The 12,509-nt window shown below is 38.5% G+C and carries 10 protein-coding genes; 6 read left to right on the top strand and 4 right to left on the bottom strand.

The window, feature by feature from the left end:
* Positions 1-15 precede the first annotated feature (15 nt).
* Positions 16-1,050 (top strand): NAD(P)H-dependent amine dehydrogenase family protein, encoded by a 1,035-nt coding sequence (locus tag IGL24_RS12900; RefSeq protein ID WP_207114719.1) that lies wholly within the window; start codon positions 16-18, stop codon positions 1,048-1,050.
* Between the two features lie 75 nt (positions 1,051-1,125).
* Here IGL24_RS12900 and nrdF read toward each other — a convergent pair whose 3' ends face one another.
* The 3 genes from nrdF to nrdH form a co-directional block, all read right to left on the bottom strand.
* The gene (gene nrdF, locus IGL24_RS12895; protein WP_010734316.1) at positions 1,126-2,091 is read right to left on the bottom strand and encodes a class 1b ribonucleoside-diphosphate reductase subunit beta; all 966 of its coding nucleotides are present in this window, start codon (positions 2,089-2,091) and stop codon (positions 1,126-1,128) included.
* Between the two features lie 51 nt (positions 2,092-2,142).
* Positions 2,143-4,302: a class 1b ribonucleoside-diphosphate reductase subunit alpha gene (gene nrdE, locus IGL24_RS12890; protein WP_206856469.1), complete on the bottom strand. Its 2,160-nt coding sequence runs from the start codon at positions 4,300-4,302 to the stop codon at positions 2,143-2,145.
* A 182-nt stretch (positions 4,303-4,484) separates the two neighbouring features.
* Positions 4,485-4,709 carry a glutaredoxin-like protein NrdH gene (gene nrdH, locus IGL24_RS12885; RefSeq protein ID WP_010734318.1) on the bottom strand — a complete coding sequence of 75 codons (225 nt, stop codon included), beginning with the start codon at positions 4,707-4,709 and terminating at the stop codon, positions 4,485-4,487.
* A 640-nt stretch (positions 4,710-5,349) separates the two neighbouring features.
* On the opposite strand from nrdH, the gene IGL24_RS12880 reads away from it, so the two are divergent.
* The 4 genes from IGL24_RS12880 (at position 5,350) to IGL24_RS12865 (ending at position 10,143) form a co-directional block, all read left to right on the top strand.
* On the top strand, positions 5,350-6,165 hold the full coding sequence (locus IGL24_RS12880) for a GH25 family lysozyme (protein ID WP_207114718.1): 816 nt from the start codon (positions 5,350-5,352) through the stop codon (positions 6,163-6,165).
* A gap of 229 nt (positions 6,166-6,394) precedes the next feature.
* On the top strand, positions 6,395-7,030 hold the full coding sequence (locus IGL24_RS12875) for a GntR family transcriptional regulator (RefSeq protein WP_206856463.1): 636 nt from the start codon (positions 6,395-6,397) through the stop codon (positions 7,028-7,030).
* Between the two features lie 196 nt (positions 7,031-7,226).
* Positions 7,227-8,420 (top strand): quaternary amine ABC transporter ATP-binding protein, encoded by a 1,194-nt coding sequence (locus tag IGL24_RS12870; RefSeq protein ID WP_207114717.1) that lies wholly within the window; start codon positions 7,227-7,229, stop codon positions 8,418-8,420.
* Complete coding sequence (locus IGL24_RS12865) at positions 8,413-10,143, top strand: ABC transporter permease/substrate binding protein (protein WP_206856457.1); 1,731 nt, start codon at positions 8,413-8,415, stop codon at positions 10,141-10,143. Before IGL24_RS12870 ends, IGL24_RS12865 begins: the two co-directional genes overlap by 8 nt.
* A 72-nt stretch (positions 10,144-10,215) precedes the next feature.
* On the opposite strand, the gene IGL24_RS12860 is transcribed toward IGL24_RS12865, so the two are convergent.
* Positions 10,216-11,214 carry an ROK family transcriptional regulator gene (locus IGL24_RS12860; protein WP_207114716.1) on the bottom strand — a complete coding sequence of 333 codons (999 nt, stop codon included), beginning with the start codon at positions 11,212-11,214 and terminating at the stop codon, positions 10,216-10,218.
* A 175-nt stretch (positions 11,215-11,389) separates the two neighbouring features.
* On the opposite strand from IGL24_RS12860, the gene IGL24_RS12855 reads away from it, so the two are divergent.
* Positions 11,390-12,193 carry an HAD-IIB family hydrolase gene (locus tag IGL24_RS12855; RefSeq protein WP_207114715.1) on the top strand — a complete coding sequence of 268 codons (804 nt, stop codon included), beginning with the start codon at positions 11,390-11,392 and terminating at the stop codon, positions 12,191-12,193.
* The last annotated feature ends 316 nt before the right edge of the window (positions 12,194-12,509 follow it).

Raw genomic sequence — 12,509 nt, 5'->3', positions numbered from 1 at the left:
TGTGAGGGAAATGAAATGCACAAAAAGATTCGTATGGTACAAGTCGGCTGTGGAAAAATGTCGAAAGAGATTATCAAATATGCCATGGCAAAAGGAATTGAAATCGTTGGAGCGGTTGACAATCGCCCCGAAGCAATCGGTCAGGATCTAGGGCTATATTTAGGATATGACCAAGCTTTAGGAGTGAAAATCTCTAACGATCCCCACGAAGTATTTCAAAATTGTGATGCAGATGTCGCTTTAGTAACGATTGCTAGTTATATCAAAGACTTCATGCCAAGTTTAGAGATTCCTTTAACCTATGGCGTCAATGTTTTAACGATTAGCGAAGAAGCCTTGTATCCTTGGACGACTTCTGTTGCAGAAACTAACCATCTAGATAAAATCGCAAAAGCCAACAACGTCACAATTTCAGGTACAGGAATGCAAGATATTTACTGGGTATTGTTCCCAGCGTTGATGGCTGCTGGAATGAATGATGTCCAAAAAATCAGTGGTGAAGTTAGTTATGATGTCGAACACTATGGTAAAGCGTTAGCTGAAGCCCATGGGGTAGGCTATGATCAAGAGAAATTTGCAAAAGAAATTGCGAACGCAACAGATTTACCTTCTTATTCTTGGATGACGGCAGAAGCAATCTGTTCGAAAATGAATTGGTCGATCAAACGCATTTCTCAAAAGAATGTCCCAATTGTTTTAGATAAAGATATTCCATCGAAAACAATGGAACGTACGATCAAAGCAGGGGAAGCAATCGGGATGTCTGCTGTTGCGACTGTTGAAACGATCCAAGGACCAATCGTTGAAGTCGGTTGTACTGGAAAAGTGTATCAAGCAGGCGAAGGCGATCTATGTACTTGGTCGATCGAAGGAACACCAAGTATGCAATTTGAAGTAACAAAACCAGATACACCAAAACATACGTGTGCAACGTTGATCAACCGCATACCAACGGTGATCAACTCTGCCGCAGGTTATGTCACGATCGATCAATTGGCACCTGTTCAATATATGACTTACCCAGCACATCTTTATTTGGATAATAAATAAGAAGAACTACGTTTGTCAGTTAAAGAAAAAGAAACAAAAAAAGAGCGAGGATTTTATATCCAAGCTCTTTTTTGTTTAGTCTAAACCAATCAAGTAATCTTCATCTTTCATCGCTTCGACATTACCTAATAGGTAGCCATTTCCGACTTGTGAGAAGAAATCATGGTTACTTGTTCCAGTAGAGATCCCGTTCATAACGATTGGGTTGACATCGTTTGCTGTATCAGGAAATAGTGGGTCCATTCCTAAATTCATCAATGCTTTGTTCGCATTATAGCGTAAGAAAGTTTTCACTTCTTCTGTCCAACCGATTGGGTCATACAGTTCTTCCGTATAGCGCTCTTCATTTTCGTATAATTCATATAAAAGATTGTACATCCAATCTTTTAATGTTTCTTGTTCTTCCTCAGGTAATTCGTTATATCCTAATTGGAATTTGTACCCAATATATGTGCCATGGACAGATTCATCACGAATGATCAACTTGATGATCTCTGCTACGTTGGCTAATTTATTATTCCCTAAATAATAAAGTGGGGTATAGAATCCTGAGTAAAATAAGAAAGTTTCTAAAAAGACACTCGCGATTTTTTTCTCTAAAGGCGTACCGTTTTTATAGATCTCATTGATACGCTCTGCTTTTTTCTGTAGATAAGGATTCGTATTCGTCCACTCAAAGATTTCTTCGATTTCTTTTTTTGTATTCAATGTACTAAAGATCGAAGAGTAACTTTTCGCATGGACAGACTCCATAAATTGGATATTGTTCAATACTGCTTCTTCATGAGGCGTGCGGACATCTTTGCGCAATTGATCCATACCGCTTTCTGATTGGACTGTATCAAGTAAAGTCAGCCCACCAAATACGTGACCGACTGTATCTTTTTCTAATTGAGAAAGCGTACGCCAGTCGTCTAAGTCATTTGACAAAGGGATACGTGTATCTAACCAAAATTGCTCGGTTAATTTCTCCCAAGTCGATTTATCGATGATATCTTCAATTTCATTCCAGTTTATCGCTGCATAATAAGTTTCTGACATGAGAATGCTCCTTTATTAAAATCCAGTAACGGTTCCGAACACTAAGTGAAATTAGATCACACAGCTTTCACATTGATTGCTGCCGATTTCTTCTGCGTCATCTGTAAATGTACGTACATAATAAATCGATTTGATTCCTTTGTGGAAAGCATAGTGTCTTAAAATATTCAGGTCACGTGTGGATTGTTTTGTCGTGTCTTTCCATTCATATAAACCTTCTGGGATTTCTGAACGCATAAACAACGTCATACTCATACCTTGATCCACATGTTTTTGTGCTGTTGCATAAATATCGATCACTTTACGCATATCCATATCATAAGCAGAAGTATAATATGGGATCGTTTCATTTGATAGATATGGTGCTGGGTAATAGATCTTACCAATTTTCTTTTCTTGACGTTCTTCGATCATACGAGTGATTGGGTGGATACTTGCGCTCGTATCATTGATATAAGAAATAGAACCATTAGGCGCTACCGCTAAACGATTTTGGTGATACAAGCCATCTTTCATGATTGCTTGCTTCAAGTTTTCCCAGTCTTGCGCAGTAGGAATAAAGATCCCTTCAAACAAAGCAGCGACTCTTTCCGATTTTGGCTGGAATTCGCCAGTCACATATTTATCAAAATACGTACCATCTGCATAAGCTGATTTTTCAAAGTTATGGAAGACTTGTTTTCTTTCACGTGCGATATTGTTACTTTCAACAAGTGTCCAGTAATTCAACAACATGAAATAGACATTCGTGAAATCAAGCGAATCTTCAGAACCATACTCCATTTGTTCTTTAGCAAAGTAAGTGTGAAGTCCCATTGCACCAAGTCCGATCGTATGATTCAACTTGTTCCCGTTTTGGATTGGAGGAACGACATCGATATCTGAAGCATCAGTGATATAAGTCAAAGCACGAGTCATCGTGCGGACAGAACGACCAAAGTCAGGACTTTCCATCAAGTTGACGATGTTTGTCGAACCTAAGTTACATGAGATATCTGTTCCCAACTCTTCGTATTCTTGTTTGCCATTGATGACAGAAGGTGTCTGTACTTGTAAAATCTCAGAACATAAGTTACTCATGATGATTTTACCATCTACAGGATTTTCACGATTTGCTGTATCGATATTGATGATATATGGATAACCAGATTCTTGTTGTAATTTAGAGATCTCGTTTTCTAGATCACGCGCTTTGATTTTTTGTTTGCGGATATTTGGGTTTGCCACTAAGTTGTCATATTCCGCAGTGATATCCACGTAAGAAAACGGTACGCCGTATTCTTTTTCGACACTGTATGGGCTGAATAGATACATTTCTTGGTTTTTACGCGTCAATTCATAAAATTTATCTGGAACGATCACGCCAAGAGATAAAGTTTTTACACGGATTTTTTCGTCCGCATTTTCTTTTTTAGCTGAAAGGAACATCATGATATCAGGATGGAAGACATTTAAGTAAACGACACCTGCACCTTGACGTTGACCTAGTTGGTTCGAGTAACTAAAGCTGTCTTCAAACAACTTCATTACTGGAACAACACCGCTGGCTGCACCTTCGTAGCCTTTGATCGGAGCGCCGGCTTCACGCAAGTTCGAAAGAGTGATCCCCACACCGCCACCGATTCGTGAAAGTTGTAAGGCTGAGTTGATCGAGCGACCAATCGAATTCATGTCATCCGTTACTTGAGTCAAGAAACAAGAAACCAATTCACCACGACGTTTACGTCCAGCATTCAAGAATGAAGGAGTTGCCGGTTGGTAACGTTGATGGATCATTTCGTCAGCTAAAGCCAAAGCTAGTTCTTCATCACCATTCGCAAAGTACAATGCGTTGAACGCTACACGATCTTCATAAGATTCTAAGTAAGCAGAACCATCATTTGTTTTTAAGGCATATTGGGAATAAAACTTATATGCCGCCATGAATGATTTGAATGTAAAGTTTTGTTCGAATAGGAATTGATAAAGTTTTTCAATAAATTCACTACTATATAATTGAACAAATTCAGCTTCTAAATACTGATTGTCGATCAAATACTTGATTTTGTCGATCACTGTCGGAAAAGTCATGGTATTTGGTTTGACATTTTCTTCAAAAAAAGCAGCTAAAGCTTCTTTATCTTTATTTAAAGGGATTTGCCCGTTGACTGGTCGATTGATTTCATTGTTCAGCTTAAAGTAGCTGACATCTTTTAAATTTTTAAGACTCATACATACGCCCAACCTTCTTTATAATTTTGATGATACGTGTTTGACCACAACATATAGTGGTATTCACTGCTGTAAAAAAGGATTTGGGGAGGTTACGGTCAAACACCGTAAGTCCATCAAATCCAAGGTAGTGGAAGGATCAAGTTGATCCTCGATCTATTTGACAACTGTTTGAATTATTCTTAGCTAGCTAAGTGACGTAGTTGGTCTGGTCTGAAGCCGATGACAGTTGCTGCGTCAGAAGTGATGACCGGAACACTTTGGAATCCTTGGTCTTTTAACCATGAGATTGCTTCAGGTTGCTCGTCGATATTTACTTCTTCAAAGTCGATTTTATTTTCAGCTAAAAAGCGTTTCACCATTTTACATTGCATACAATTATTTTTAGAAAAGATTTTTACGTTCATTATTGTTTGCCTCCTTGTCCATGTGTTTTCTCTATAATCAATAGTATAAATCTATTAGTAAAAAAGTCAATCAACAAACACTACATCTTGTGTTGTGGATATTGTGGAATACTATGTTTTGTGGTTTTTGAAAAACAATGAAAACAAGTATCTCGTGCAAATCAGCTTGTATTAATACAGAAAAGCTTGTGGAAAACTCCGTTAAAAAATATTTTTTTAACCATATCTTATTAATAAATGAATGTTCGATCGAAAAATCACAAATGAAAAAAATATGCAAGATGACAGTAAAAACAAGCAGAATAAATAGTGTCAAAACTTAAAAAAGCAAAAAGTTTATACATTTTTTTATAGAAATTATTTCACAAAAGGCAAAATAGTAGAAGAGTGTTTGAAAGGATCAACTTGGAATTTAGAATAAAAAAATAGTAGAAATCGTAAAAGCACATACTATATATAGTAGTCAAAGCATCATTTGAATGAACCGTAACGGGCGATATTTTTTTAATAACGATGTTATGATTAAAAATTATTAAATTGTCATGTTATTTGTTTTTTTATCACTAGGTTTTTGGTTAAATAGAGCCAACAGGACGTCTTGTTGATGCTTTGAAAATTCAATAAAAGGAAGCGATTCAAGATGGGTACAATGATCAAATGGATAGGTGTTATTTGTTTTACTTTATTGGTTTTTACCGGAGGAACAGCACATGCCACTTCACTTGCGATCAAGCCAACGATCACTGAAAAAAATCAACATGTACTAGGTAGTAGTCAACTTCCAGAACTAAGCACGCGGACTGTGACGGATGACTCCGGCATATCAGCAGCAGAACCGGGAAGACCAGCCAAAGATTTTATTGATATTTCTTCTAACAATGGTCCGATTACTGTCGAAGAGTTCCAAACGATGAAAAACTACGGCATCAAAGGTGTAGTCGTGAAATTGACTGAAGCAGACTCGTACAAAAATCCGCTGGCTCCTGAACAGATCGCTGCGGCAGTTGCAGCAGGGTTAAAAGTGAGTGTCTATCATTATGCATGGTTCAATGAAGAAGCAGATACCAAAGCCGAAGCACAATTTTTATTGGATTATATGAAAGAACTGCATCTGCCAGCCTCAACTGTTGTTGTCAACGATAGTGAAAATCCAAAAATGAATGTGGAGAAAGCAACAGACAATGCGCTGATCTTCCAAAAAATGATCCAACAAGGCGGTTATCAACAAGTTGTCCACTATTCCAGTGCTTCTTGGTTTACCGAAAATAAACTAGATATGACACGTCTCGGAAAAGAGAACTGTTGGGTTGCGCAATGGCCATATGATCCTTCTGATAAAAATCCATTGCATACGGATACAGCAGCTTGGCAGTGGGCAAGTGATCTTTATTTCCCAGAATTTCCTACCAGATATTTTGATGTAAGTAGTGATTATTTAAAAAAATTTACAAGTTAAGCTTAGTTTTTAGCATAAGGAACAAAGCGGCAGCTACGAAGATCTGTGGATTTTCGTAGCTGCTGCTTTATTTTTGTCGTGAGTGATATGCATGAGCTCATTCGGTGAATCAACTATAAATACAGGATTTTTTACGATAGAAGAAAAAAATAAAACCAGTTTACTTTTGCTTCTTTACAAATACCATAGTAAGATGTTAGCTGACAAGTAGGTGAAAGAGGGGGATAAAATGAGCGAAAAAACCAAGGTGGTGCGCCCACGTTATCAACAGATCGCCGTTGATTTAGCTGAACGAATCGTCGAAAATCGCTATCAGATCGGTGAGAAGATCCATGCAAGATCAACTTTAGCAAGCACATATAACGCTTCGCCGGAAACGACTCGTAAAGCAATCAATGTTCTGGTCGATCTGGGTATCATGGAAGTGCGCCATGGGAGTGGTGCATTTGTAGCTTCTAAAGAAAAAGCAAAGGATTTCTTGTTGCAATACCAAGATGTGCAATCGATCCAAGAAACGAAAGCAGAAATCATGGAAAGTGTGAAGAAACAACAAGAAGAATTGAACCATTTTTCGCAACTGTTAGATCAACTCGTGAGTCAAACGAAGCGAATACATAAGATGAACCCACTTCTTCCTTTTGAACTTGCGTTGACAGAAGAAGCGGCTCACTTAGATCAATCAATCAGTGAATTGAATATTTGGCAAGCAACTGGTGCCACAGTTATTGCGATCTCCCATGAGCAAGAGCTATTAGTCTCGCCTGGTCCATATGCTAAATTCTCAGCAGGAGATACTGTCCACTTTATTGGGAACGAGTACACGTTGCAACGAATGACAAACTTTTTTTACCCAGATGGGCAGTGAGCGTACCTATAAAAAAATTCTCATTTTATTCTAATTTTGGTCAATCCCTATAGTGATAAGGGATTGGCCATTTTTTTGTGTATGCTGATTAATAATGGAGATACTTCAATTTTGACAAAGTGACTACATGGTGTTATCGTAGTGTGGTCACTTTTTTCAGAAAGAAAAATGAATTTACATACAAAGGAGAATTTGTTTGGTAAAAGTAGAAGTCAAAAACTTAACGAAAATATTTGGTAAACGAACACAAGCTGCTTTGGAAATGATGAAAAAGCATCAACCGAAAACAGAGATTTTACAAAAGACCGGCGCCACTGTCGGTGTATATGAAGCAAGTTTTGATGTACAAGAAGGCGAGATATTCGTAATTATGGGACTTTCAGGGAGTGGGAAATCAACCTTGATCCGTTTATTGAATCGCTTGATCGAGCCGACATCAGGAAACATCTTGATTGACGGAGAAGACATCTCGAAATTGAGTAAAGAAGAACTGCGCGAAGTTCGCCGTCACAAAATCAATATGGTTTTCCAAAACTTCGGTCTCTTCCCTCATCGAACGATTTTAGAAAACACAGAATACGGTCTTGAAGTTCGTGGTATTCCTAAAGAAGAACGTCAAGAAAAAGCAGAAAAAGCGTTAGAAAACTCAAGTTTGCTAACCTTTAAAGATCAATACCCTAGTCAATTATCTGGGGGGATGCAACAACGTGTGGGGTTAGCCCGTGCATTGGCAAATGATCCAGAGATCCTCTTGATGGACGAAGCTTTTTCAGCACTTGATCCGTTGATTCGTCGGGAAATGCAAGATGAATTGTTAGAACTACAATCAAATGTACAAAAAACGATTATCTTCATCACACATGATTTAAATGAAGCGTTGCGTATCGGGGACCGCATTGCGTTGATGAAAGATGGCGAAATCATGCAAATCGGTACTGGAGAAGAAATACTGACAAATCCAGCCAATGATTACGTGAGAGAATTCGTTGAAGAAGTGGACCGTTCGAAAGTCTTGACAGCTCAAAACATCATGGTACCAGCATTAACAACAAATATTGAATCAGATGGACCAAACGTTGCGTTGACACGTATGCGTAATGAAGAAGTCAGCATGTTGATGGCTGTCGATAAGAAACGCAACTTGAAAGGGATCATTACAGCAGATCAAGCATTAGAAGCAAGACGTCAAAAACGTCCACTAATCGATTTCCTTGATGAAAATGTTACAGTGATCGGCAAAGATATGCTTGTTAGTGATATCTTCAATATTATTTATGATTCGCCAACACCATTAGCTGTGGTTGACAACGGTAAATTAAAAGGCGTTGTTATCCGAGGTAGCGTGATCGAAGCGTTAGCAGAAACAAGTGAGGTGAGCGAACATGAATAATCTATTAAACTATCAGGTACCCGTCGCTGACTGGGTCGAAACGATCACTGATTGGTTGACCACAACGTTCGCAGGACTGTTTTCATTCCTACAAACGATTGGTCAAGCAGTGATGACAGCTATCACGAATCTTTTATTAGTGATACCAGCACCACTATTTATTCTTTTAATGACAGTTGCAGCATTCTTTATTTCAAAAAAACGTCCTGGGTTGACATTATTTACTTTGATTGGGTTATGGTTCATCTATAATCAAGGGCTATGGACAGATTTGATGAACACCGTCACATTAGTTTTACTGTCTAGTGTGATCTCGATCATCATTGGTGTGCCACTGGGTATTTTGATGGCGAAAAATGATAAAGCACAAGGAATCATTAAACCGATCCTTGACTTTATGCAAACAATGCCAGGTTTTGTCTACTTGATCCCAGCAGTTGCCTTCTTCGGAATCGGAATGGTTCCAGGGGTATTTGCTTCTGTGATCTTTGCATTACCACCAACTGTTCGTTTTACAAACTTAGGGATTCGCCAAGTGCCAAGAGAGTTAGTCGAAGCTTCTGATTCATTTGGTAGTACGAGTTGGCAAAAGTTAGTGAAGCTGGAATTGCCTCTAGCAAAAGGAACGATCATGGCAGGGATCAACCAAACAACCATGCTTTCTCTTTCAATGGTCGTGATTGCTTCAATGATCGGAGCACCTGGTTTAGGTCGGGGCGTTCTTTCCGCTCTACAACGTGCACAAGTCGGAAATGGTTTCGTCAATGGGGTAGCATTAGTTATCTTGGCCATCATCATTGACCGTTTTACACAACATTTGAATCAACCAAATGATCAAAAAGCAGCAAGTACTTCGAAACAAAAAAATAAAAAGCGTCAAGGACTGATCATCGGTGCAGTCGTAGTAGTTTTACTAGGTGCAATCGGTGTCGGAAGTTTTACTTCTTCAACCAAAGACACAAACACGATCAATCTTTCTTACGTGGAATGGGATACAGAGGTAGCTTCAACGAATGTTGTAGCAGAAGTCTTAAAAGAGATGGGCTATGATGTAAAAGTGACGCCTTTAGATAACTCGATCATGTGGGAATCTGTCGCAAAAGGAGAATCAGATGGGATGGTTGCCGCTTGGCTACCTAAAACGCATGGTTCTCAATATGAACAATACAAAGATCAAGTTGATGATCTAGGTGCAAACTTGAAAGGCGCTAAAGTCGGATTAGCTGTTCCAGCATACATGGACGTAAATTCGATTGCAGATCTAACCGATGAAGCAGGTAAGAAAATCACAGGTATCGAACCTGGTGCAGGTGTCGTGAATGCAGCAGAAAATACGATTGCCCAATATCCTAATCTGGACGGTTGGACAGTTGAGACCTCTTCTTCAGGTGCGATGACGGTTGCTTTAGGACAAGCAATCAAAAATCAAGAACCAATCGTCTTTACTGGTTGGACACCACACTGGATGTTTGCGAAGTATGACTTGAAATATCTAGAAGATCCAAAGAATGCCATGGGAGATGCGGAAGAGATCCACACGATCGTTCGCCAAGGCTTGAAAGAAGATCAACCAGAAGCATACGCTGTGTTGGATAAATTCAACTGGACAGAAAAAGATATGGAAGAAGTCATGTTGGAAATCAACAACGGCAAAGACCCACAACAAGCAGCCAGAGAATGGATCGATAAGAACCAAGAAAAAGTTGCTAGTTGGAAAAACTAAGTACACGATAATAAACGGCTTTTTCGAAACACATCGTTGGTTTCGGAAAAGCCGTTTTTTGTATGAAAATTATCAATAGCAAGCAAGGTCAAAAGGCGTATGGTGATAAATCAGCCAGTGAAGACCTAAAACGATACTGGTCTCTAAATCATCCAGATAGATAAATAGAGGAGAATTAGGTTGTTTTGCTAAATAAAGGTTTTGTGCTAAAGATTCCTCTACAAGAGGCTTGATATCTGTGTCAATTGCCAAGACGAATTTATCTGGGGCAATCAACGCATTATACGTAGCAATCAAAGAAGAAAGATTTTCAGCTAGTTCGCCAGGCGTTTCAGGACTTCCTTGATCTAAGAACATCGGAAAATATTTCGCTTCGCCAGCAAGCGAGTCATGGCCTTCGATCAAAGAGGACTTGGCAAGCAATGTGACACCCGGCATGCTATTTTGTGGATAGTAGATGCCAACGATCGTTTCAGACAATGGCAGTTGTTTTAAAAGACAATGACCGATCGTAAAAAGGTGGGCATCATTTTGAATATGATAAGGAAGATCAGTTACTTCCTCAATCAACTGATGAATCGGCCAATGATCCATTTTTTCATACCAACTAGAAGTGATTATTCCCTCTGAAATTTTAGCAGGAATCGAAAATCCAAGAGAGGCAATCGTTGATGCGCTCTTTAGATGATTAGCAATCAGCAACTGAAAGGCAGAAGGAGAGACATCAAAAAAAGGGCGTGTTTGTTTTGCCAATCGTTCACCTTTTAAGTCAATCGTAAAAATATCTACATATAATTGTTTGTTTTTTTCTCGAAAAACAAACAGCAATGAATGCTTTCTATCATAATTGAATTCATATTGTGTTGCCGGACGCCCGATTTCTCTTGGTTTGTTAGGATGTTCAAATAAAAAGCCATCATCCACCAACTCCTTCACTAAAGAATTGATCGTCACCATACTAATCTTTGTTGCTTCAACGATTTCGGATGAATATAGCTTTTGATGTTGATAAAGCAAGGAAAGTACGCGATTTAAATTGGTTTGCCGTATTAGATTTTTCTTAGTTGTCATCATTCATTATCCTTTATTAAGACATTTAATTAAGTATATCGGATGCCCATCTAAATGTAAATCTATAGCTAAAATAGGCATATTTGAGTATTTTATTCATTTAATACTTGACGTAATCTTATTAATTGATAAACTTAATAAAGGAACTTAATTAAAGCGTTAAGGAGGATCACATATGATTAAATTGATCTTAACAGACTTAGATGGCACGTTTTTAAATAGTAAAGGGGAATTTGATAAAAAATTATACACAGAAGTGAAAGCGCTTATGGACGAACAACAAATATTTTTTGCACCATGCACAGGAAAACAATGTGAACGTGTCGAAGAGTTATTCGGACCTGAGCTTTCCCAGGATTTATGGATTCTCGGCGATAGCGCTACTCGAATCAAGCACCAAGATGAATATGTTTACGAATCTTTATTACCAAATAAAGTCGGAACTGAAATCCTTCAAAAACTAGAGGAAATCTCTGATGAATACACGATCATCGCTTGCACACCAAGTGCAGCAATCATCAAAAATACCGTACCTGAAGAAGAAGCCAAAGTGGTTCGTCGCTCCTATGCCAGGGTCAAGACGGTTGAAAGTCTAAAAGAAATAACAGAAGACTTTGTAAAAATCACCGTGTTTGATCCGCAAAAAAAATGTTTTGAACATGTCAAACAGTTAGAAGAATTTAAACAACAAGCCTATATCGTTGCTTCAGAAGCTGCTTGGATCGACATCTCAAATTATAATGTCCATAAAGGAACAACAGTAGCAGAATTACAAAAGATCCTAAACGTCACACCAGAAGAAACAATGGCATTTGGTGACGGCCTAAATGATATCGAATTATTAGAACGCGCAGCTTACAGCTTTGCGATGAGCAATGCCTTTGAGCAAATCAAAGAAGTTGCACAATTTGTAACAAAATCAAATGACGAAAATGCGGTGCTCCATACGATCAAAAAAATGATTGCCTTACAAGCGTGAAAACCAGTTTGTTTGATTTTGGAGAAAGAGCCTTCAACCATTTAATTGGAAGAAGGCTCTTTTTTATTCAAATTATAGGGAAATCAAGAGTATGCCCGAGCACAAAAAAATGCCACCACGCACACTCTTTTCCAAACTACCGTAGTAGCCAAGAGTGTACTGGTGACGTGGGTTTGGCACCCAATGGGCCGTGAGGGGCTCGAACCCGCGACCCGCTGATTAAGAGTTCGTTATTTTATTGTATTTTAAAAGAAGATGTGCGAACTTACAGCATTTTAAAAACCTTATATTCCGTAGATTTTTACAACTTTTTATA

Origin of the sequence: Enterococcus sp. DIV2371 (assembly GCF_050498525.1) — a bacterium.
Classification (GTDB): domain Bacteria; phylum Bacillota; class Bacilli; order Lactobacillales; family Enterococcaceae; genus Enterococcus_B; species Enterococcus_B mangumiae.
The sequence above is the reverse complement of the archived record's forward strand: the minus strand, read 5'-3'. Positions and strand labels throughout refer to the sequence as shown.

Coding starts and splice junctions, on each gene's coding strand:
- IGL24_RS12900 (WP_207114719.1), top strand. CDS start 16: ATGCACAAAAAGATTCGTATGGTACAAGTCGGCTGTGGAAAAATGTCG.
- nrdF (WP_010734316.1), bottom strand. CDS start 2,091: ATGTCAGAAACTTATTATGCAGCGATAAACTGGAATGAAATTGAAGAT.
- nrdE (WP_206856469.1), bottom strand. CDS start 4,302: ATGAGTCTTAAAAATTTAAAAGATGTCAGCTACTTTAAGCTGAACAAT.
- nrdH (WP_010734318.1), bottom strand. CDS start 4,709: ATGAACGTAAAAATCTTTTCTAAAAATAATTGTATGCAATGTAAAATG.
- IGL24_RS12880 (WP_207114718.1), top strand. CDS start 5,350: ATGGGTACAATGATCAAATGGATAGGTGTTATTTGTTTTACTTTATTG.
- IGL24_RS12875 (WP_206856463.1), top strand. CDS start 6,395: ATGAGCGAAAAAACCAAGGTGGTGCGCCCACGTTATCAACAGATCGCC.
- IGL24_RS12865 (WP_206856457.1), top strand. CDS start 8,413: ATGAATAATCTATTAAACTATCAGGTACCCGTCGCTGACTGGGTCGAA.
- IGL24_RS12860 (WP_207114716.1), bottom strand. CDS start 11,214: ATGACAACTAAGAAAAATCTAATACGGCAAACCAATTTAAATCGCGTA.
- IGL24_RS12855 (WP_207114715.1), top strand. CDS start 11,390: ATGATTAAATTGATCTTAACAGACTTAGATGGCACGTTTTTAAATAGT.